Genomic DNA, 23,483 nt, shown 5'->3' with positions numbered 1-23,483 from the left:
GACTCGAGGAGGTGTGATGGCCCGCGCGATACACGTGTTTCGAACCCCCGATCGGTTCATCGCCGGCACCGTCGGTGAACCGGGCGACCGGGTGTTCTACCTGCAGGCCGTGCACGAGTCCCGTGTCGTGAGCGTGCTGCTGGAAAAGCAGCAGGTGCAGATCCTGGCCGACCGGATGGGCCTGCTCCTCGAAGAGGTGCAGCGCCGGTTCGGCACCGTGATCCCCGACTACCCCGAAGTCGACGTCAGCCCGCTGGTGACACCGATCGAGGCGGAGTTCCGCGTCGGCACGATGGGTCTGGGCTGGGACGCCGATGCCGGCTCGGTGGTGGTCGAACTGCTCGCGGTCACCGACACCGAACTCGACGAATCGGTGGTGCTCGACGACACCGAGGAAGGCCCCGACGCCGTGCGGGTGTTCCTCACCCCGGTCCAGGCCCGCGAGTTCGCGGCCCGCTCCGAACTCGTCGTCTCGGCCGGTCGCACTCCGTGCCCGCTGTGCGGCGAACCGATCGGTGCCGACGGGCACATCTGCATCCGCACCAACGGCTATCTGCGCACCCCCGGATTCGATCCGGCCTCGTGGTTCGGCGAGGAAGAAAGCTGACCACGTGACGACGCCGGACGTGCGGACCGCGCTGACCGACGGCGACCTCACCGTCGTCGGACAGATCGTGCACGCGAGCAACGCCACCCTCGTGTGCGACGCGCGGCACGGCGACACCGTCGTGCGGTGCGTCTACAAGCCCGTCCGGGGCGAGCGGCCACTGTGGGATTTCCCCGACGGCACCCTCGCCGGACGCGAGGTCGCCTCGTACCTGATCTCCGAGGCGCTCGGCTGGGACGTCGTTCCGCTCACGGTGCTGCGCGACGGGCCGTACGGACCCGGCATGGTGCAGCGCTGGATCGACACGGTCGACTCGGTGCAAGGCGCCACGGAACGACTGGACTTGGTGGATCTGTGCCCGGCGGGCGCGGTCGCACAGGGGTGGCTGCCGATCCTGCGTGCCCGTGATCTGGACGGCGCCGAGGTGGTGCTCGTCCACGCCGACGATCCGCGCCTGCAGCGCATGGCGGTGCTCGACGTCGTCCTCAACAACGCCGACCGCAAAGGTGGGCACGTCCTCGAAGGTCTCGACGGACACGTCTACGGCGTCGATCACGGCATCTGCCTGCACCAGGACGACAAGCTGCGCACCGTGCTGTGGGGGTGGAGCGGCGAGACGGTCGATCCGGTCCTGCTCGCCGATCTCGACAAGTTGCTGCGCCGGTTCGACGGCGGGTTCGCCGAGGAGCTGCGCGAGCACATCACCGGCGTCGAGGTCCGCGCATTGCAGCGCCGGATCATCCGTCTGCTCGAGCATCCTGTGATGCCGCATCCGCGCGGCGACCGGCGCATTCCCTGGCCGGCGTTCTGAGGCATCCGCGCTTCGCCCGTCGCGTCCCGGGTGCCCGCGCGGAGCACTTCTCCGACTCCATTAGGCTCGTGGTCATGCAATCTTGGTCCGACGTCGCGATCCCGTCCGTCCCCGGCCAGGGGCCTCCGCTGCGGTTGTTCGACACCGCGGACCGAGCGGTGCGTCCGGTCACCCCGGGTGACACCGCGACGATGTACGTGTGTGGTATCACCCCCTACGACGCCACGCACCTCGGCCACGCCGCCACCTACCTGGCCTTCGATCTGGTCAACCGCATCTGGCGCGACGCCGGCCACGACGTCCACTACGTGCAGAACGTCACCGATGTCGACGACCCGCTGTTCGAACGCGCCGAGCGCGACGGTGAGGACTGGGTCGTCCTCGGCATGCGCGAGACCGCGCTGTTCCGCGAGGACATGGAAGCCCTGCGGGTGCTGCCTCCGCGCGATTACATCGGTGCCGTGGAGTCGGTGAACGAGGTCGTGGAGCTCGTCGAGAAGCTCGTCGCCTCCGGTGCGGCGTACATCGTCGACGACGCCGAGTACCCCGACGTCTATTTCCGGACCGATGCCACCGAGCAGTTCGGCTACGAGTCCGGCTACGACCACGACACGATGATGCGGTTCTTCGCCGAGCGCGGCGGCGACCCGGAACGTCCCGGCAAGCGCGACCCGCTCGACGCCCTGCTGTGGCGCGCGCAGCGTCCCGGCGAACCGGCGTGGCCGTCGCCCTTCGGCGACGGACGTCCCGGTTGGCACATCGAATGCGCGGCCATCGCTCTCAACCGCATCGGCTCCGGTTTCGACGTGCAGGGCGGCGGCAGCGACCTGATCTTCCCGCACCACGAGTACTCCGCCGCGCATGCCGAAGCCGTCACCGGCGACCGGCGGTTCGCCCGGCACTATGTGCACACCGGCATGATCGGCCTCGACGGCGAGAAGATGTCCAAGTCTCGCGGCAACCTGGTGTTCGTCTCCAAGCTGCGCGGGGAAGGTGTCGACCCGGCCGCGATCCGCCTCGGCCTGCTGTCGGGCCACTACCGCGTCGACCGGCCGTGGACGGCCGAGGTCCTCGCCGCCGCCGAGGCGCGACTGGCGTTGTGGAAGCAGGCAGCGGGGTTGTCGTCGGCAGCGTCGGCCGACGATGTGATCGCGCGTCTGCGGCAGCACCTCGCCGACGATCTCGACACCCCCAAGGCCCTCGACGCCCTGGACGGGTGGGCGACCTTCGCCGTCGAGCGCGGGGGAGACGACGCATCGGCGCCGGGTCTGTTCGCCGACGCGGTCGATGCGCTGCTTGGTGTGAACCTGCGCTGAGGCGTCGGTGCGTGGTGTGGTGGCAGGCATTGCCGGGACCACGCACCGTAGCTACGCCAGCAGGGCGCGGATGTCGTCGGCGGTCAATGCCGACGAGAACATCTCTCCGTCGTCGACGACCGACGAGAACAGCTCCGCCTTGCGTAATTGCAGCGCCCGCACCTTCGCTTCGATGGTGTCGCGGGCGATCAGCCGGTACACCATGACGTTGCGGGTCTGCCCGATGCGGTGGGTACGGTCGACGGCCTGCGCCTCCGTCGCGGGATTCCACCATGGGTCGAGCAGGAAACAGTAGTCCGCTTCCACCAGATTCAGGCCGAATCCGCCGGCCTTGAGGCTGATGAGAAACACCGGTGCCGCTCCGGACTTGAATTCCTCGAGTACTTTTCCGCGTTTGCGGGTCTTGCCGTCCAGATACAGGTAGTCGATTCCGGCGGCGTCGAGCCGTGCCCGGACGCGGTCGAGGAACCCGGTGAACTGGCTGAACACCAATGCTCGGTGCCCGCCGACGATCACGTCGTCGAGCTGTTCGAGCAGCGCATCGATCTTTGCGGAGCCGACCTTGTTATGCGCGTCGTCGACGAGGGCCGGATCGAGGCTCATCTGCCGCAGCAGGGTCAGCGACCGCAGGATCGTGAAGCGGTTGTTGTCGAGGTCGTCGACGAGCCCGAGAATTTTCTGCCTCTCGCGCTGCAACTGCCGGTCGTAGACGGCACGGTGTTTCGGTGTGAGTTCCACCTCGAGTACCTGCTCCTGTTTCTCCGGCAGGTCGGTGGCGACCTGTTCCTTGGTGCGACGCAACATCAGCGGTTTGATGCGCTGCCGCAGCTGCACCAGCAGTTCGGGGTGGCTGCCGCTTTCGATGGGTTTGCGGTAGTAGTCCTGGAACTTCGTCGGATGGGGGAACAGGCCGGGTGCGGTGATCGATAGCAGCGACCACAACTCCATCAGGTTGTTTTCCATCGGAGTTCCGGTGATCGCGACCTTCAGCGGTGCCTCGATCTGCCGCACGCACTGATATGCCTTCGCCCGGTGGTTCTTGACGAACTGTGCCTCGTCGAGCAGCAGCATCGACCAAGCCCGTTCGAGATACTCGTCGATATCCAGGCGCAGCAGCGTGTACGACGTGACGACGACGTCGATCCCGTCGAGCAGATCACCCAGCGACACACCGCGTTTGGCGGATGTCTCGGTGATCGCCACGACGTTCAGGTCCGGTGCGAATCGCCGGGCTTCGGTGGCCCAGTTCGGAACCACCGATGTCGGCGCGACGATGAGTACCGGAGCATCCGCGGGTCGCTTCGCGCGAGCGTGGCAGATCAGTGCAAGCGACTGCAGGGTCTTGCCGAGGCCCATGTCGTCGGCGAGGATTCCGCCGAGTCCGTGCGTCCACAGGAACGTCAACCACCGGAATCCGTCGAGCTGGTACGGCCGCAGCGTCGCCTGTACCGCCTTCGGCACCCGGGTCTTCGCTGTCGCCTTCATGTCGAGAAGGCCTTGTACCTGTTTCTTCCAGGCTGCGGCCTGCTTGTCGACGACACCGAGCGCCGCCAGTTCCTCCCAGATCCCGGCTTGGAATCGGCTCAGCTGCAATCGATCCGGATCGTTGTTTTCGTGCAGTGCGCGGGCTTCGTCGACGAGTCGGCGCAGTTGTTGCAGTGCGGGTTTGTCCAGGGGCAGGTAGGCCCCGTCGGGCAGCATCAGAGTTGCCGCGCCCTCGCTGAGTGCGGTGAACACCTCCCGGAAAGGGAGGGTGGCCCCGTCGAGTTCGATGGTGATGTTCAGGTCGAACCAGTCGGAGTCGGCGGTGGCCTCGGTGGACAGTCCGATGCGCAGGCTGTCGCCGACGTCGCGGTAGTCGGCGGGGGTGCCGTCGACGCGCACCTGTACGTCGTCACGGCCGGTCAGCAGGGGCAGCAGTTCGGACACCAGTCGTGCGGTGTCGAGGTCGGTGATGGCGACGCGGGGGAACAGCCGCCGGTCGACGGAGTTGTCCAGGCCGAACGGGGCGACCACCGACCGGATCTCGGTGAGCAGCGCGTCCTCGGCGTCGCGGTCGCGGACGGTGTCGCCGAGACGTTCGTACAACTCGACCGTGTACTCGCCGTCGCCGACGGTGTAGCCGAACTGCCAGTGCAGATCGGCGCGATGTTCGGGACGGAAGGCGACGTATAGGAGCAGCGTCGGCCCGCTGACGGTCGGTGCTGTGAACGATCCGTCGGTGGAGGTGACGGTCGCTGCTCGGTGCAGGCGCGGGTAGTAGGTGGTCGCGAACCGCGGCACCTGATCTGCCGGCACGGTGAGCGCACCGCTGCTCTGCAGTAGTTGTTGCATGCCGGCGGCAACGGGGTTGCGGAGCTGCGCGAGACGGAACGGTAGATCTGCCGGCGCGCCGCCGTCGTGATCCCCTGAAGGGAGGTAGACGACGCCGTGGGCGGGGGTGCCGATGAACGCGACGGCGGTCCCGGTCGAATCGTCGCCGATGTGCAGGGCTGGGGTGACGGTCAGGCCGTCACCCGAATCGGCGACGTCGACATGCACATCTGCGGTGCCCGGCGGCGGCACCGCACCGTGCTTCTTCTTCGCGTAGCGCAGCTCGATCCCGAGACGGTGGGCATCGTCGAGCAGCGACCACAGTCGCGGCGACACTGCGGACAGGTCGACGGTGCTCGAGGCGGAACCGTAGTAACTGCGTGTCGATGCCTGTACCAGCGCTGCGAATTCGAGCAGCAACTGCTGATGCTGCTTGTTCACGTCGTAGGTGTAGGCCAGGTTCTGCCACGAGATGTTGCCGGACACCCATCCCGTGCGGCCGGGCCGCAGCACCCGCGCGGTGAGCATCGGCGCCGGAGCGTGCGTTCGCTGTGTCAACGCCAGTTGCAGGGCAAGGGGCACGCCGTTACCGGTCTCGTGGTCCTCGAACATCGCTTCGAACGGTGCCTCCCACGAGGGCGTCTTCGGGGTCGTATCCTCCTGCGGGGCAAGCAATGTGAGAAGAAGCGCCACGGTGTGCTTGCAGTCGTAGCCGACCGGGCACGAGCATTCGCCGTGCTCGTACTCGAGTCCCCGTGGCCCGGGGTGCAGTTGAACGACGGCCTGATACATCCGTGTGCCGGCGATTCTTCCGAAACCGACGAGATCGTCCTCGTCGAATCCGCAATCGACGACCGCGCCCCGCTCGGCGTAACGGCTGCCGCGGTCGAATGTGGGCCCGCCGACCGCGGCGATCAAGGACCGGATGAGGTGGTCGAAGGCGGGATTCCCGGACATGGGTGAGCAGTCTATGTCCAGCACCTCGTGCGCGAATGCGACCCCCAGCGCAACCGGAAGCACGCCCGAGGCGGCAACCGGCCGCGCGTACTGGCCGCACGTGCCACGACACGCTACGATTGCGCCGATGACAACTTTCTCTGATCAAAGATTGGGGGCCCAGTTCGCACACGGTGAGTGCTGATGCACCCTCCGACCGCGAACGGGACCGATCCCCGACTGTCCTTCTGGCTGCGCGTGCGCGAGTTCGCCGTGCCGCCGACCATGATCGAGGCCGCGACCGACCGACGTCGTGCCGGTGACTGGCGCGGTTCCTGTGCCGCAGCGGGTTTCGACGTCGACCTCGACCTACGCGTACTGCGCAACAGGCACGGCGTCGACGTTGCGTCGCAGGTCCTCGACGATCTACGTCACCTGGCTCCCGACCTGCTGCGCTGGCACCTACCGCGCGTAGCTCCCGACGGACTACTGCGTCCGGGGCTGACCATCTCGCTGGCCCGGTACGGGCCGCATGAGCACAGAAAACGCTGCGGTGCGAACAGTTCCATGCATCTGATCGTTCGGACCGCTCCGGCCTGGGCGGATGCGGGGCAGCGGATCGCGCTGACGTTGTGGGACGGCTCGGATTTGACGAACCATCCCCATCCACGCCCCAACAGACGGTTCCGCCTCGACCTCCACCGGCACCTGTGGGATGTCCGCAGGTCCGCTGAACTGCGACTACGCGGTGGCACAGGGCAGGTGCCGGCCACCACCGCGTTCGCCCCCAGTCTGGCCGCGATGATCCCGGAGAACTGCGCCGTCGACCGCTGGGCTGCAGAATCCGGCATCCTGCTCCGCACGGACGGGCACCGTGACGGTCCCGTGCGGGTGCGATGCGGGGGTCGACTCGACGTAGTGGTGGAACCGGTCGGCGGTACGGATCCCGTGGCATTGCGTGTTGTGGACGACTACCCGCGCGGCCGGCTCGCTGCGCTGCCGGTGCTGCCCGAGGCCGCGATCTGGGTGCCGCCCGACCTGACGTTGCTCCGGTCGGGAGCAATCACCGCCGACGGTCTGCACCCGCTGGTCGCCGCAGCGCTGGATCCGGGTCGGCCACCGCCGCAAGCACCCCGGATACCGAAGCGGGGGAATCGAACTCACCTGATCGATTGCCGTGGTGAACGGCACCGGCTCGGGCTGGTCGACGGCGTCCTGACCGCGCTCGACCATGATCCCGCCGAGATCCGGCGCGAAGAACTGCTCGCCCGACTGGGCGGCACTCCATTGCCGTGTCTTCACGCCATCGACCAGGCGCATCGCCGTCCCGACTGCCTGCCGGGCGTTCGTGAACGCCTGGATCACGGAGATGCCGCCGGGGCGCTGGCAATCGTCGAAGGGCTGCTCGGTCCCGACGCGATCCTCCGTGACGGACCTCTGCTGGACGAACTCCGGACCTCCGCGGACCGCCGCAACATCTACGACCGGTACGTCTCCGAGCCGGTGGAACCACCGCCCGCATCGCGACCCCGCAGACTCGGACGGTCGCGCCGCACCCGATCACACTGAATCTCCTTCCTTCTCGAAGCGCACTGTTCCGCAGGGCGTCCTACGGGTCGTGTCCTGCTGTCCCTTCCGACATCACAGGTGATGCACATGTCTTCCACACTCCTTCCTGCCCGGTCCCCGAACAACGAACTCGACAGTGCTGCAGCGTTGTCGGCGATGCTCGACGCGGTCACCACCGAGCCTCGCCCCAACGACCAACTCGAAGCCCTCGCCGTGGCGGTCGCCGCGGATCTACCGGTACTGCTGTGGGGTGAACCGGGAATCGGCAAGACCGCCGCCCTGACCCAGCTCGCCGAGACCGTCGACCTGCCGCTGACCACTGTCATCGCGAGTGTGCACGAGCCGTCGGACTTCTCGGGTCTGCCCGTTCTCGGCGACGATCCCGCAACTCACGGAGTCCCCATGGCACCCCCGGACTGGGCGGTCCGGCTCGTGCAGGCCGGGCGGGGACTGTTGTTCCTGGACGAATTGTCGACGGCACCACCCGCCGTGCAGGCGGCCCTGCTCCGCCTCGTCCTCGAAAGACGAATCGGGGCACTGCAACTCCCGCCCGGTATCCGCATCGTCGCCGCCGCCAACCCACCGTCCTCGGCAGCGGACGGCTGGGAGCTGAGTCCACCGTTGGCGAACCGATTCGTGCATCTGAACTGGACCTACGACCACGACGTGGTCGTCCGAGGTCTCGGCGGAACCTGGCCACGCGCGACGCTGCCGCGCCTCGATCCGGAAAAGTTCTCCGACGCCGTGACGTTCGCCCGCCGCGCGGTCTGTGAACTCCTCGCCGCCCGGCCCGCCCTCGTACATCAACTCCCCAGCAGTCAGACCCGTCGTGGCAGTGCCTGGCCGTCGCCGCGGAGCTGGGACATGACCGTGCGGCTGATCGCGTTCGCCACCGCCACCTCGTCGTCGAAGGACGTGCTGTCCCTCCTGGTTCGGGGGAGTGTCGGTGACGGACCCGGTTTCGAGCTGCTGGCCGCCATCGAGCGTATGGACCTTCCGGATCCGGAGGCGCTGCTCGCCGATCCGGCGGCTGCCGATCTTCCCGAGCGCGGCGATCTGCGCCAGGCCGTGCTCGACGCGGTGGTTGCCGCGGTCCGCCGACGGCCGGACAAATCCCGCTGGGACGCGGCGTGGGCACTGCTGGCCACTGCGGTGGAATCCGGGCCGCCCGATCTCGTTGTTGTGCCGGCGACCACACTGGCCACGTTGCGCCGCGACGACTGGGAGGTGCCGGCATCGATCGACGAGCTTGCCGGTGTCGTCTCGGTCGCGGGATCAGCGGACGACGCTGCCGCGCAGGTCGGCCGATGACGACGTCACCGGCATTCGACGCGAACAGGATCTATGCCGCACGGTTGTATGCCGTGCGCGCCCGGCCGTATCTCGCGACCGCCTTGCACGCGCTGCACATCGTCGCATCGCCTCGCGTACCGACGATCGGTGTGGACCGGCGCTGGCGCTGCTACATCTCACCCGTCTTCGTCGCTCAGCGGCCGGTCGAGGAACTGGCGTCGGTCCTTGTTCACGAGGTCTCCCATTTGCTGCGCGACCACCACGGCCGCAGCGACCGTTACGCCCGCGCGCACGACCTGGGTGGTCGCGCCGATCGACTACGCATGAACATCGCGGCCGACGCGGAGATCAACGACGATGCGTTCGGTGACGGATTGCCCCTACCCGACGACGCCGTTCTGCCGTCGACCCTGCAGTTGCCCGCCGGTCAGCTCATGGAGGACTATCTGCAGCAGTTCGGCCTCGGTCCGTGCACCGACAGGCTGGCCTGGCTCGACTGCGGCAGCGGTGCCGACGGCCTGAGCCGTGAGTGGGAGTGGGGCCCGGAGGGGGCGAACGCGCTCAGCGACGAGCAACGGGACGCTGTGCGCTTCCGGGTGGCGCACAGCATCATCGGGCAGCCGGGCAGTGCACCCCGCGGGTGGCAGCGGTGGGCGGAGTTGGCTCTGCACCCGCCGCAGCCGTGGCGAACTCTGTTGGGGGCGGCGATCCGCTCGGCCACCTCCGCGTCCGGCGCCGGTGACGACTACACCTACCGCCGGCCGGCGCGGCGCTCTGCTGCCGTGCCCGGAGCGGTGCTGCCGAGCCTGCGGCGAACCCCGCCGCGGGTCGGTGTCATCGTCGACACCTCCGGCTCGGTGAGCGACGCGGATCTGGGCAGTGCTCTGCTCGAGGTCGCCGCTATCGCGCGGGCCGTGGGAGGGCGTCGTGACCTGGTCACGGTGCTGTCCTGTGACGCGGCCGCGCGGATCGTGCACCCGCTGTGTCAGGCCGAGGACATTCCGCTGGTCGGAGGCGGTGGCACGGATCTGCGCGCCGGATTCGCCCGGATGCTGCGTCTTCGGCCCCGGCCGGATGTAATGGTGGTGCTCACCGACGGGGAAACCCCCTGGCCCAGCAGCCGTCCGGGGTGCCGGACGATCGTCGGCCTGTTCCCCCGCATTGCGACCCGCAGCGAATCGAACCCCGACTTCGTTCCGGACAGGCCGCCGGAATGGGCGCGTGTGGTGCAGATCGGCACACCTGCGAGCTGAATGGGACCGAAACGAAACCATGCTGGATGAGATCTTGGGCGTTTGCCGGTGCTTTCGGATGGGACGGTCATCCAGTCTCATCGGTCTGAGCTCTCCGGCGTCGAATGTTCCCGGTGGTCGAGGCGTCCGAGCGTCCTTGTCCTGATCCGGATAGCCGCTGATCCGCACTGCGTGTGTCCGGGTAAGTTGTGACGGACGTGAACGATCGGATGAAAGAGGGGGCACCCGGTGCACAGTGACCGGTGGGTCGAGGTCAGCCCTTCCCCGTTCGACCACGAACGCGAAGGGCTCGAACGGATCAAGGAGATCCTTCCCGACGCCCCACCGTTTCGGGCGTGGTCGAACTTCGAGTTCCGCGACAACCGTGGCCGCTGGCATGAAGTGGATCTGCTGGTTCTCGCCCGCGACACCCTCTACCTGATCGAACTCAAGTACTACAGCGGCGTTCTACGCGGAAACGACCACGTGTGGAGTCGCGGGAACCATCGTTCCGAGGATTCGCCGCTGCTGCTCGCGCGCAAGAAAGCACAGTACTTCTCGTCGCTTCTCAAGGACCGTTTGGCAGAGAAGACCGGGCAGAAGAACCTCAAGGGCATCATCCCGTTCGTGCAGGAACTCGTGTACCTGCATCATCCGGGCCTCGAGTGCATGCTGCCCGCCAGTTCCAAGATCAACCTCTACGGCGTCGACGGCTACGAACACCGCAACCGACTGCCTGGCCTTAGCGAACGCCTCCTGGCACCGGCCAAGCACGAACCGGTCTCCGAGGAAAAGTCGCTGTTGATCCGCGACCTGATGACGGCGATCGGTCTCGCCCCACGCCGCCAGCGTGAAGTCGGTTCCTGGGTGATCGACGATCAGCCGCTCGGTGACGGCGAGGGCTGGCAGGATTGGCCCGCCTTCCATCACGTCGACATGGAACGTGCCGCCCGCATCCGCTTCTACCTGCCCAAGCCTGGGGCGACGTCCGCGGAGGAGCACGCCCGGGCGCGCGGTGTGGAGCACGAGTACAAGCTGTTGTCGCGGCTCAAGCACGACGGCCTGCAGGTGCCCGTCGACGTGGTCAAGGACAAGGAACTCGGCATTGGCCTGGTGTTCCCGAAATCCGAGAGCGACGTCCGCCTGGACCTGTGGCTCGCGGACCACCACGGCGAGATGACGCTCGAGCGGCAACTCGCGGCGCTCACCGAGATCGCCGAGATCGTCCACTACGCGCACCGGCACCGCGTGGTGCACCGCACCCTCAACCCCCGGGCGATCGTGGTCCGCGACCGCAAGACCGGCCCGCAACCGCAGGTGACCGACTGGGACACCGCGGGTGTGCTGCCCGCCAACGCGGAAACCGGGATCACCCGCCTGTCCGCGGGGCCGCTGAGCCTGATGGCAGGCAGCCTGAGCGACCAGGCGCGGCTGTTCACCGCTCCCGAGGGCGTGAACCCCGCCGATCCGGCCCGAATGGACGTCTTCGGACTCGGCGCGCTCGCGTTCTACCTGCTCACCGGTGGGCAGTCGCCGGCAACGGAACGAGGCGAACTGCTCGACCGATTGCGCCGCGACGGCGGTCTCGACCTGGCGGTGGAACTGCCGCAGGTCCCCTCGATCCTGCGGCAACTCGTGCTCGACGCCACCGACCCCCGTCCCGCAGAACGGATCTCTTCGGTCGCCGACTTCCTCGAGCGACTCGAGGCGGTGCGCTCGGATCTGTTCCGCGCCGAGGGGGAAAGCGATCCGCTCGACGCGAAACCCGGCGACGAACTCGGCGACGGCCGCTTCGTCTACAAGCGGCGCCTGGGCGCGGGCTCGACCGCCGTCGGCATCCTTGTCGTGGACCGCAAGGCGGGCGATCACGAGCGGGTCCTCAAGGTCGCCCGCGACGACGAGGCCGCCGCCCGCCTCCATGCCGAGGCACAGGTGCTCGGCAAACTCGACGATCCTCGCATCGTGCAGCTGGCCTCCGAGGAGAACGTCGGCGGCCGCGCGGCTCTCGTCGTGCACTACGCGGGGCGCACCACCCTCGCGGAGGAGTTGGCCGCCAAGGGCGGGCGGCTGTCGATCGATCTGCTCGAACGCTGGGGTACCGATCTGCTGCAGGCGCTTGTTGCCCTCGAGCGTGCCGGGGTGGTGCACCGCGACCTCAAGCCGTCGAATCTCGGTGTGCACCAGTCCAGCTCGCGAGCCGACGCGCACCTTCGCTTGTTCGACTTCTCGATGGCCGGGGTCGATCTGCGCCACACCGACGCCGGAACCCCGCCCTACCTCGACCCGTTCCTCGGTACCGGTGGACGCAACCAGTACGACACCGCCGCCGAACGCTACGGCGCCGCTGTCGTCCTGTTCGAGATGGCCACCGGTGCGGCGCCGCAGTACGGCCCGGACTCACAGGCGAACCCGGCCACCGTGCAGGACGACGTCACCGTCGCCCCCTCCATGTTCGAGACGCCCGTCGCGGCAGGTCTCACCGCGTACTTCACCTCGGCGCTCTCCCGCGACGTCGCGACCCGCCCGGACACGGCCGAGGAAATGCTCCGCGACTGGCGCCGGGTGTTCACCGACCTCGACGCCGCTCCCGCGAAGGCAGACAAGACCACTCGCGCAGTCAAGGTCGTCGCCGGCACCTCCCTTGCTGCCGCCGGGCTGAGCGCACGGGCCGTGTCTGCTCTTGCCGCGGCGCAGGTCACCACGGTCGGCGAGTTGCTGGTGCTCGATTCCACCCGACTCAACCGTCTGGTCGCCAAGGAAGCGAAAGCCACCCGCACCGAGATCCGCGACCGGCATCGCACGTGGGTCAAAGAACTCGGCCGATCCGCAGCAAAGCCCCAGGATCAGCAGGGCCTGCTCGGCCTCGACGACGCCGTCGCCCTGTTGGTATCGGCGGTGGGCACCGGTAGGGCCAGTACCCGCCGCAGTGCAGCGGAACTGCTCCTCGGTGTCACCGGCACTCTCGATGCGTTCGCGTCCGGCAACGAACTGGCGTCGGCGCTGAAGAAGAGCGGTCCCCGAGGAAACCAGCTTCTCAAGGAACTGCAGTCCGATTGGGCGGAGAACCCGGCGACTCGGGAGCTGCTCGACGAACTCATCGATGTCGCCGACCAGGTCCTCCGCGATTCCGGTGGGGTAGTCGCGATCTCCACCCTCACCGCCGAGATCCGCGCCCGGCTGCCCCAGGCTCCGGCCGCTACCACCGATGCCATGGCCCCGAGTCTCGCGGAGCGTGCCGCCGCCGGGCTGTTGCGCCTCGCCCTGGATCGACTCACCGAGCACGAAACCGCCGAGGGAACCCGACGGTGGGTGCGCCGACGCCACGGTGGACGCCTCGCGTTGGTCGCCGACGACGAACTTCTGCTCGCCGGAGCCGAAGCCGCGGGCCGTCGCGCCGACGACCTCATGGTCGCCACCCCGATGTCCCAGGTGGTCCCGATGGGCACCGCGGCACGCGAGGTGCGCGGCGCGTTCGCTCGCGCCTACGCAGCCGCGGCCGGACCGGACGTGCCGGTGCCGCTGCCACCGGACGGGCGTCTTGTGCGCTTGGCGGCGGCAATCTCCAAGTTCGCCGCCGTCTCCGGTCGCGGTGAACTGCACAGCCGCAGTCTCGGCCCGTCCGACGCGCTGCGCATCGCTCTTGCCGGACTCGCCCAGACCGAGGCGCTGTCGCCGACGGAGATCCGGGCGCGCGTCGCCGCACGATTCCCGGAACTCGACCGGCTCCCTGCGCGGCCCGCTCTCGACGCACACCTTGACCGTGCCGGACTCGGCCTCACCTGGGACGGCACTGCCTACCGCTACGAGCAGGCCGCACCGCCGAGCGAAACCTCCCTGCACACCCGCACCGCCACTCACACCGGACCGCCCGCCGGACCCGTCGTGTCCACTGCGACCGGCGACGGTGGTGCGTCACGGAACTCGCTGGTGGCGCGCTCCTTGGCCGAGAACGGCTTCCTGGTGTTCGGAGTGCCCGTCCATCGGCCCGGCGACCACCAGGTCGTCGCGCGAGAACTCGTCGAGGCGCACCAGGGCGAGGTCGTCGACGTCACCGGAGCGATCATCGACGGGATGCGGACCTTCTCGTCCGAGCGGGGTGTGCCGTGGGATCTGGTGCGAAGCGCAGATGCTGCGGCGGCGGGAAGCAAGGATGCGCGGGGCCTGCGAGCGGTGCTCGAGCAGGTGATGCCGCGCGTCTGCGCCGGCCTCGAGGATCGGGTGTTCGGCGACGCCGCGCAGCCGACACCGTTGGTTCTCACCGAGGTGTCGCCGCTGGCCCGTTACGGCTACCTCGACGTACTGGCCCGGCTGGCCGACCTGTCGGCACCACGTCGCCGCCCGGTATGGGTGGTGTTGCCGCAGATGCGTGGCCAGCGCGGCGCGTTGGTGGATGGCCAGCCGATCCAGTTGGGTTCGCCCGGTGGACAGTTCGTTGTGTACCCGGTTTGGAAGACCGGGATCGTGGAGAGCGAGAAGGTGTGATGGCGGACTTTTCCGCGACCGAATTGGTGAAGGCGCTGCGCAGGCAGGTCACCGTCCTCGAGGACGACCTGCGTGCGCGCGTCGACGGTGCGGATGTTGACACCCGCCAGCCCGGGGTGGAGCAGCGGTGGCGAGCCGAGTACACCGCCGCGTTGCAGGCGCAGCGGACGGCCGCGTCTTGGCAAGCCTGGCGTGACGAACGGGTGACGCAGGCCGCGGTGGCGTGGGTGCTGCTGACGGTGTTCGCGCGCTACTGCGAAGACCACGCACTAGTGTCGAAGGCGTGGATCGGCGGACCGGACGCGGATGCGCGCCAGCAAGCACTCGACGCCCGACGTGCCTATTTCACCGAGTTCCCGGAGCGCACCGACCGTGAGTGGCTCGAAACGATCGTCGCGCATTTCGCCAAAATGGAAGCCACCCGCGGGTTGGTCGACAGCTACTCGCCGATGCACCAGGTAGCCCCCTCGGGTGACGCGGCGCGCAGTCTTCTCGAATTCTGGTGGGACAAGGACACATCCGGTGAGCCGCTGTGGAGCTTCGCCGATGTCGACACCCGCTTCCTGGGCGATGTCTATCAGGATCTGTCCGAGTTCGCGAAGAAGACCTACGCGCTTCTGCAGACCCCGGAGTTCGTCGAGGAGTTCATCCTCGACCAGACCCTCGAGCCGGCGCTGAAAGAGCGTCCGCTCGACGGCTTCACGGTGATCGACCCGACCTGCGGGTCCGGCCACTTCCTGCTCGGTGCATTCCACCGGCTGCTGGAACGGTGGGAGAACGAGGCTCCCGCACTCGGCCGACGTGTGCTGGTGCAGAAGGCACTCGCGTCGGTATTCGGTGTGGACATCAACCCGTTCGCGGTGGCGATTGCGCGCTTCCGGCTGATGGTCGCCGCGTTGGATGCGAGTGGGGACAAGTCGATCGAGAAGTTGATCGACATCGAATTGAACCTTGCTGCAGGGGACTCGCTTCTGTGGGGTTCGGATAAAGAAGCCCTTGGCGACGACCTTTTGTCGATTGGTCAGGAGGAGTTCTCACTTTCGATTGAGGATGTCGACGCCCTAAAGCGAATCCTTCGTCGGGAACACGATGTGGTAGTGGGAAATCCGCCGTACATCAGCATCAAGGATGCGGCTCTGCGTGACTTGTACCGGCTTCACTACGACACGTGTCACGGTAAGTACGTGCTCACGGTCCCATTTATGGAGTTGTTCTTTCGCCTCGCCAAGCAGGACGGTGCAGTTCCCGCCGGTTGGGTTGGACAGATCACGTCGAATTCGTTTATGAAGCGGGAGTTCGGGTCAAAGCTCATCGAGGAATTTCTTGCCTACAGAGACCTTCGGAAGGTCATCGACACATCCGGGGCTTATATCCCCGGCCATGGCACGCCGACTGTGATCCTGGTCGGTCGCAATCGGGGTGCTTCCGTGGGTCCTAAGACTGTGCGCGCAGTCCTCGGTGTGCGAGGAGAGCCCGGTCGTCCAGACGATCCGGCAATGGGACTCGTCTGGTCCGCGATCGTGGATCACATTGATGACGTTGGATTCGAAAACGGCTGGATCAGCGTTGCGAACCTGCCGCGGGAAGTTCTCAAAGCGCACCCATGGAGTTTGTCCGGTGGCGGCGCTGTCGAACTTGTCGGTGCAATCGAAAGTGTGAGCGTCAAGATACTCGACAAGGTTGCGAGTTCGATTGGGATTACATCTTTCACACTCGAAGATGATGTGTTTATCCAGCCCAGAAGGATCGCTGATCGAGAACTCGGAGGAGAATCTGCCCGCGACATGGTTGTCGGGGACGAGCTCCGGGACTGGGAACAGTATGAGCACGAGCGTGTGATCTGGCCTTACGCATCGAATTTCAAGACGCTCAGCATCGAGGGTATTCCATCGACGGCGCAGTTCATGTGGCCTTACCGGACTCTCCTCGCGCAGAACAAGATGTTTGGAGGCAAGACCAAAGTTGCTGCCGGGCTGAAATGGTATGAATTCGGCCGCTTGACTGCGGGCAAGCTGAAGACCCCCCTCTCCATCACCTTCGCCGAAGTCGCGACGCACAACCATTTCGTCCTGGACCGTGGCGGCAAAGTGTTCAAGCAGACCGCGCCGGTGATCAAGTTGCCGGAGGGGGCGAGCGAGGACGACCACCTGCGGTTGCTCGGAGTGCTGAACAGTTCGGTGGGGTGCTTCTGGCTCAAGCAGAACTGCTTCAATAAGGGCAACGGCGGCATCGGCGGCGGCATCGGGGACGAGGACTGGGAACCTAGATACCAGTTCAACGGCACCACCTTGAAGGACTTTCCGCTTCCCCCGGCCTTCCCCTTGGAACGTGCCCGTACTCTCGATGCTCTTGCGCAGGAACTTGCTGCACACTCCCCGGCTGCCATCGCCGCGGATGAGGGGCCAACTGCCGAAGCATTGGAACACGCGCGCACAGAGTCCGAGCGTATTCGCGCGCTGATGATCGCGCACCAGGAGGAACTCGATTGGGAGTGCTACCGCCTGTACGGCCTCATCGACGAGGACCTCACCCTCTCTCCTGAACTGCCCGGAATCGCGCTGGGGGAGCGCGCGTTCGAGATTGCTCTCGCGCGTGCCGTCGAATCTGGTGAGCACACGGCGTGGTTCGAACGGCACCGATCCACCCCAATCACCGAGATCCCCTCGCACCTGCCCGCCGACTACCGCGACCTCCTTCAGCGCCGCCTGGATGTGATCGCCTCGAATCCGGGCATCCGGTTGTTGGAGAAGCCGGAACACAAGCGACGCTGGGCGACCGAGCCGTGGGACAAGCGTGTAACCGAAGCGCTACGCGACTGGCTGCTGGATCGAGTCGAGAACCGCGATCTGTGGTTCGAAGGTGACCACCCCATCCCGCGCAGTATCGCCCAACTTGCCGACCGACTCGACCGCGACGACGACTTCCGTCAGGTACTGCGGTTGTGGGCCGGCAGCAATGAGATGTCCACCTCGGCGGCATTGGCCAAGCTTCTCGATGAAGAAGGCGTCCCGTACCTCGCGGCGGTGCGGTACAAGCCGTCGGGTCTCATCAAGCGCGAAGCGTGGGAGCACACGTGGGACCTGCAGCGGCGAGAGGATGCGGGTGAGGAGCTCGACGCCCCTATTCCGGTGCCGCCGAAGTACAAGCCTGCCGATTTCCTGAAGACTTCGTACTGGTCGCGGCGCGGCAAACTCGATGTTCCGAAGGAACGGTTCATTTCCTATCCGAGCGCGAACCGCGACACCGACCCGACGATGCTTCTCGGCTGGGCGGGTTGGGATCATGCCGAGCAGGCACTCGCGCTCGCCGGCCTCGTCGATGAACGCATCGCGACCGACGGCTGGGATCAGGCGAATCCCGACAAGCTGACTCCGATGCTGGCCGGGCTGGCCGAGCTGTTGCCGTGGGTACGGCAATGGCACGGCGAGATCGACCCTGAGTACGGCGAGTCGGTCGCCGACACCATCGAGGAAGTTCTGCGCTCCCACAGCGCGGACCTCGGAGTCACAACCGAGGATCTTGCCGCGTGGCGTCCCCCGGCCGCTACCCGCGTTCGCCGCACCGCGAAGAAGTCTCAGACGGAGGACCAGCAGGCATGAGCAGCATCACCCCGCACTACCGCACGATCACCGAACTGCTGCAGAGCCGATCGTTCTCCATCGACGAGTATCAGCGCGAATACAAATGGGAACGCACCAACATCGAGGAACTCGTCACCGACCTGCAGAACAAGTTCGACACGTCGTACGTCGAGGGCGATCCACCGAAGAAGGCCGGCGAGTACGCCGACTACTTCCTGGGTTCGATCATCGTCGCCGACCGCAACAACAAGAGCTACCTCGTGGATGGGCAGCAGCGCGTCACCTCGCTTACTCTGCTACTCATTCATCTGTATAGAGAGGCAAAGGGCCGGGGTCTCAGCGTTGCGTCCACGATCGAACCGCTGATCTTTTCCGACGATTTCGGCGAGAAGACCTTCAATCTGGCCATCCCCGAGCGGATGCCGGTAATCGAAGCGTTGTTTAACGGTGAGGACTTCAGCACCGACGGCAAAGAGGAATCGATCCGAACGATCGTCGAGCGATACCGAGACATCGAAAGCCTGGATCTGGCAAATGATCTCGGTGCAGGATTCGAAAACTTCGTGTACTGGCTCCTGCGGCGAGTGGGCCTCATCGAGATCTCCACGGCCTCCGACTCGCAGGCGTACTCGATCTTCGAGACCATGAACGATCGTGGTAAGCCGCTCAGTCCCGTCGATATGCTCAAGGCCTATCTGCTCGCGCCGATCGAATCGGCTGACAGTAGAAGAAGCGCCAACAACATCTGGAAGCACACGGTCCTCGATCTCATCGCCTGGGAGCCGGACCCCGACGTCGAACGTGACGCCGCGTGTATCAAGGCGTGGCTGCGTGCGCAGTACGCGGAGAGCACTCGTGACCGCAAGGCCGGGGCCACGGACAAGGACTGGGAACTGATCGGCTCGGCGTTCCACCGGTGGCTCCGGGACAACGAGAAGCGTATCGGAACAGGAGGGGCACAGCAGAACCTGCGGGTGATGGTCGAGGAGTTCCCGTTCTTCGCCCGCGCCTACCGGATGATCCTTGAAGCGAGTCGCACCTACACACCGGAATTGAAGTCGGTTTTCTTCAACGCGCACAACGACTTCACGTGGCAGTACACGGTTTTGCTTGCACCGCTGTGTGTCGGCGATGATGACGAGACGGTTCGCGCCAAGATCGAAGTCGTTGCAGCATATCTCGACATCTGGATCATGCGGCGCACCGTCAATTACATCCGGGTCGGATACTCCACGGTGAGTTATACGATGTGGTTGCTGTGCCGCGACATTCGACGCAAACCGCTCGGCGAGTTGATCGACATTCTCACCGACAAGCTTCGCTCCGACGATGTGACGTTCGAGGGGAGCGTCGGCAAGGGACGTCAGGGGATCTCGGCGCTACGGTTCAACCAGTTCAGTCGCCGTTACATCTACCACTTGCTCGCCCGCATCACTGCATACGTCGAGGTCGGGTCGGGTCAAGCCGATCAGTTCGACAACTACGTCGACCGCAGACAGAAGAACCCGTACGACATCGAGCATGTCCGTTCGGACAGCTACGACCGGGACGGCGCCGACTTCGACTCCGAGCAGGATTTCGATGCGTGGCGCAACGACGTGTCGGGTCTGGTCCTGCTCAGGGCCGACGTGAACCGCAGCCTGCAGAGCAAGACCTTTGAAGATAAGACACCGCACTACGCGAAGCAGAACGTCTACGCCGCGAGCTTCACGGCGTCGGCATACGAGCATCAGCCGCAGTTCTTGAAGTTCCGGGATGTCGAGGGACTGGCATTCCGGCCGTTCGACAGATTCGGTAAGGCGGAACAAGACGAACGCAGCGCACTGGTCCTTGCGCTCGCGAACAAGATCTGGTCCGTCGATCGGCTGGAGGCGTTGCGCCCGTAGTGGAGCTTCGGGACATCGAATCAATGTCCCGAAGCAGAGGTCATGTGCGTTGTCCGAGTGCGAAGATCAGAAGCCCTCGGGGCCTCCGGTTGCGTCGGGTGCCGTCAGGTTCGCGGGGAGCTGCCATTCCCAGCCGAGGTCCTTCCCAGGGAACTCGATGAAGACGCTTGTCGTGCCGGCTGGGACGTCGAGAACGTAGCTGCCCTGGTACGTCGAGGTCGGCGAGAACGGATCCTTGAAGACGTCGGTCTGGTTCTCGTCGCAGTTCAACGCTGCGGTCGATACGAGGTCTGCGACGACATTGCCATCCGGGCCGATGGCTTTCCACGCCCATCCATTGAGGTTTCGGTCGAAGGTCTGTGAAACGCTATACCCGGCTGAGCCGGTCCGGGCGGTCGCGTAGTCTTCGGACGTTTCGACGGAGACATCCATGATCAGGTATACCCCGTTCGGTGTGAACTGCCAGAAGCCGGTGCAGTCAGGTTGGATCCGGGGATTGTCGACGACGAAGGTGATCGCCGGCTCACCCGAATCCTTCGCCACGACGCCCGCCGGCTCACCGAACTGTTTTTCGATGCGACCTTGAAGGTTCCGCGGTGGACCTGCTGACGTTGTCGCGTTCGCGGTCGAATGTGCGGCGTCTGTGGGTGCTGAGTCAGCGCTGGTGCTCGAGCATCCGAGTGCTAGAGAACTGATGGCGCTGAGACACAGTGTTGTACGCACGATCGAGGAGGGAATCACGGTCATGTCAAGGCTCACATATCGTCCGGCCGCCAATTGCTCGAGAACACATCTTGCCGCCTGACTGAAGTGGGCGGACGGTGCTCATATCCCTGATATCGAAGCCGGACCAGTGCTGTTACAAGCGGGCGCGGATCGTGATGGGAGGTCCTGTCGGCAACGAGTGCAGTTGACTCGGCGGAGGGCCAGGGCTTGACGGCACCGGTGTCGTTCGTACAAGGACCGCGGGCAATCGGTCATCTGAGATTCGGTCAACACTGTAGGGTGCGCACGCATCGCGGGTCGGGTCCAGAGCACACCCGCGGGTCGGGTTCAGGTGGGTTACGGACGCGGCATCGCGTATGGGCACGTGCTCCGACATCCTGGTCTTGGCCGCGGCATTGTGGTCTTGAACTACCCGTAGTTCGTTCATCGTCCACTCGACGGCACTCGGGGTGGTCGACCTGGGCTCGAACTTCTGCCGTGCATTCTCGACGTGGTCGGGAAGAACATAGAAACGCGGACGCCCTGCGGGCGGCTGCGCCCAACCGTATGGAGACCCTACGGGTCCCTGAGCTTGCCTTCGGCCCCTTCCCCAACGCTGCCCGGTCGCCATGCCCCGATAGACCATCTCGGCCAGCACTTCTGGCCCCACGTCGGAGGTGACGTGCGGCTTACGCTGGACCCGGTCGTTCGTGTCGACCCTCACGATCGGGTGCTCCACCGCCAGAGTGGAGACGAAGGATACTGGCGCCCAGTCGGTTTCACGCATGGAAATGGCACCCCTGCGCGCAGCGTCTTCTGCGCTGACGTCGGACCTCGGGAGATGAGCGACGAATGCCCGACATGCCGCGGTTACCGGACCGGCCCGCGCACACGTCGCAGCGAAACACCTCGAGCCTCTCGATCGGAAAGGTCGAGAGGCTCGGTAGGTCAGGACGTCAGTGAGAACCCCAGCGGGGCGAGAACGAGGAGGTCGGCGTCGAATGCCGAACCATGAGAAGTGCGCCCTGGGGGCGTGTGGATAGACTCCACCCTACGGTGCATGACAGTCCCATCTGTCGTGTGCCCAGACCCCGGTTCGGTGTTCCAGCACCAGCCGGGGTCGACCTGTGTTCAGGCTGGTGCAGGGATGGTCCCATGAGCACCGAGAGCCGTCAACTCGAACACATGTTTGTAGATGTCTGTGCGGCCACCCAGATCTCGACACGCTTCGCGAGGGTTGCCCGCTTCATCGCTTGTTGGTAAGGCACAATGCGGATATGAGTCGACCTCTAACAGCACTCGATTTTGGACGCCTTGATGCCGAAAGCGATCCCAATCTTCTAGATTACTTTCTGGAAACGGGAGTTATTCGTGGTTTAGTTGCGCGGGGCAATCACTTGGTTGTCGGTAGGAAAGGAACTGGAAAGACTGCTTTATTCCGCCACCTTGCCGCTAACCTCAAATCCTCCGAAGTCGTCGAGTTGGACCTTATGGAGTATGTGTTTGAACTTCATAAGGGAATTGTCGATAAAGGGGTTCCCCAGAGCTTGGCGTACACGACATCGTGGAAGCTGCTGATTTATACAGCAATGTATTTGAAGCTGCGAGGGAGGATGATTTCGGGGGATGTAAAGAAGGGCGACGAAGCGCTAGCAAAGATTGGACTTGGTCCTAACTCTGCTGGTCTGAAAGGGATAGTTCACTGGTTTAAACGCGTCAAGCGGATGGATCTTCCTGCATTAGAGGGAATATTCTCGGGTGGGGGGCTAGAGTTGGATAGTCCTGAGCAGGGTTTTCTCTCCATGGAAACTGCGGAGGCGATCGACATTCTTGAATCCCTCTTGGTGGAGGCGATCCGCACGACGCCGACCACAGTTCTTATTGACCGACTCGACGACGCCTGGGATGGATCTGATTCCAGTCGGAATATTATTGGCGGCGCCATCAAAGCAACACGAGACGTTTATATCGCGCTTGGCCGGCCATCGCCAGCTCCCGTGATTTCTTTTCTGCGAACAGATTTGTGGGAGAAGGTTTCTTTCAATGACAAGAATAAAATGAGTCAGGACACCGTATATCTTGATTGGTCGGAAGATCAGCTCAGTGACGTTGTTGACCTCCGGATTCAGCGGAGTGTCGAATCTCCAGCTGGGCGAGGATGGGAAGAGGCATTTACTACGGCGGAGATGCGAAATAGGGCCAGCGCCAAGAAATATATCTTGAAGAGGACCCTGGGGAGGCCGCGAGACGCAATTGCTTTCGCAATCTACTCTGCGCAAGAGCGCTCCGACGAGAGTCTACCTATTGCGCCAGAGGATATTTATAACGCGGAAAGCAGATACAGCAAGCATGTCTTAGATGAACTTAAGGATGAACTTGATTACCATGTTGCTGACTTTACTGCAATTGTAAACAGCCTGAAAGCGCTAAGGACACGCTCCTTCACAATTGATCGATGGAAGGAAGTAACAGCAGCGAATAACTTATCAGAGGGACAGGCAATGAGTGCGCTTGAACAATTGTTCGAGGCCTCTGCTGTGGGCATGCATAGTACCGGAGGTTCTACTGGAGGCTCGCGGACGGTCTACCGCTACCAGGATCGTCATCTACGTTCTCTTGAATCGGAGACTCATCAGGTGCACTTGGCGCTAGTTAAAGAGTTGGGACTTCGAGATAGGTAAAGAATTGCATTGTGTTGGTAGCGCCAATTTGTGTGCGGAGGAATCGCTATCTGATGAAATATTCAGGATTC

12 protein-coding genes are annotated in these 23,483 nt (G+C 64.9%); 10 read left to right on the top strand and 2 right to left on the bottom strand.

Annotated elements, in window-relative coordinates; translation table 11 throughout:
* Positions 1-16 precede the first annotated feature (16 nt).
* From PV766_RS06315 to mshC, 3 genes are all read left to right on the top strand, one after another.
* Entirely contained in the window at positions 17-607 is a 591-nt protein-coding gene (locus PV766_RS06315; protein ID WP_064064851.1) for a DUF3090 domain-containing protein, read from the top strand.
* A 4-nt stretch (positions 608-611) separates the two neighbouring features.
* Positions 612-1,418, top strand: a complete 807-nt coding sequence (locus PV766_RS06310; protein ID WP_421096683.1) for an SCO1664 family protein — start codon at positions 612-614, stop codon at positions 1,416-1,418.
* A 74-nt stretch (positions 1,419-1,492) separates the two neighbouring features.
* The gene (gene mshC, locus PV766_RS06305; protein WP_421096682.1) at positions 1,493-2,734 is read left to right on the top strand and encodes a cysteine--1-D-myo-inosityl 2-amino-2-deoxy-alpha-D-glucopyranoside ligase; all 1,242 of its coding nucleotides are present in this window, start codon (positions 1,493-1,495) and stop codon (positions 2,732-2,734) included.
* 51 nt (positions 2,735-2,785) lie between these two features.
* Here the strand turns inward: mshC and PV766_RS06300 are convergent, their stop codons facing one another.
* Positions 2,786-6,004, bottom strand: a complete 3,219-nt coding sequence (locus tag PV766_RS06300; RefSeq protein WP_421096681.1) for an SNF2-related protein — start codon at positions 6,002-6,004, stop codon at positions 2,786-2,788.
* A gap of 183 nt (positions 6,005-6,187) precedes the next feature.
* Here PV766_RS06300 and PV766_RS06295 point away from each other — a divergent pair, with 183 nt between their 5' ends.
* From PV766_RS06295 to PV766_RS06270, 6 genes are all read left to right on the top strand, one after another.
* Positions 6,188-7,552, top strand: coding sequence for a hypothetical protein (locus PV766_RS06295; RefSeq protein WP_085468302.1), 1,365 nt, complete (start codon positions 6,188-6,190; stop codon positions 7,550-7,552).
* Positions 7,553-7,633: 81 nt separating this feature from the next.
* Positions 7,634-8,863 carry an AAA family ATPase gene (locus tag PV766_RS06290; protein WP_421096680.1) on the top strand — a complete coding sequence of 410 codons (1,230 nt, stop codon included), beginning with the start codon at positions 7,634-7,636 and terminating at the stop codon, positions 8,861-8,863.
* The gene (locus tag PV766_RS06285) at positions 8,860-10,098 is read left to right on the top strand and encodes a DUF2201 family putative metallopeptidase (protein ID WP_421096679.1); all 1,239 of its coding nucleotides are present in this window, start codon (positions 8,860-8,862) and stop codon (positions 10,096-10,098) included. Before PV766_RS06290 ends, PV766_RS06285 begins: the two co-directional genes overlap by 4 nt.
* Positions 10,099-10,326: 228 nt before the next feature.
* Positions 10,327-14,559: a BREX system serine/threonine kinase PglW gene (gene pglW, locus PV766_RS06280; protein WP_421096678.1), complete on the top strand. Its 4,233-nt coding sequence runs from the start codon at positions 10,327-10,329 to the stop codon at positions 14,557-14,559.
* Complete coding sequence (gene pglX, locus PV766_RS06275; RefSeq protein ID WP_421096677.1) at positions 14,559-18,158, top strand: BREX-2 system adenine-specific DNA-methyltransferase PglX; 3,600 nt, start codon at positions 14,559-14,561, stop codon at positions 18,156-18,158. Before pglW ends, pglX begins: the two co-directional genes overlap by 1 nt.
* Complete coding sequence (locus PV766_RS06270; protein ID WP_421096676.1) at positions 18,155-20,026, top strand: DUF262 domain-containing protein; 1,872 nt, start codon at positions 18,155-18,157, stop codon at positions 20,024-20,026. The genes pglX and PV766_RS06270 overlap by 4 nt, the downstream gene beginning before the upstream one ends.
* Before the next feature lie 66 nt (positions 20,027-20,092).
* Here PV766_RS06270 and PV766_RS06265 read toward each other — a convergent pair whose 3' ends face one another.
* Positions 20,093-20,569: a hypothetical protein gene (locus PV766_RS06265; RefSeq protein WP_421096675.1), complete on the bottom strand. Its 477-nt coding sequence runs from the start codon at positions 20,567-20,569 to the stop codon at positions 20,093-20,095.
* Positions 20,570-22,008: 1,439 nt separating this feature from the next.
* Here PV766_RS06265 and PV766_RS06260 point away from each other — a divergent pair.
* A complete protein-coding gene (locus tag PV766_RS06260; protein WP_421096674.1) occupies positions 22,009-23,412 on the top strand; it encodes a P-loop ATPase, Sll1717 family in 1,404 nt (467 codons plus the stop codon).
* The last annotated feature ends 71 nt before the right edge of the window (positions 23,413-23,483 follow it).

Source organism: Rhodococcus sp. As11, assembly GCF_048957735.1.
In the GTDB taxonomy this organism is placed as follows: Bacteria; Actinomycetota; Actinomycetes; order Mycobacteriales; family Mycobacteriaceae; genus Rhodococcus; species Rhodococcus gordoniae.
This window is presented reverse-complemented; position numbering and strand designations above follow the sequence as displayed.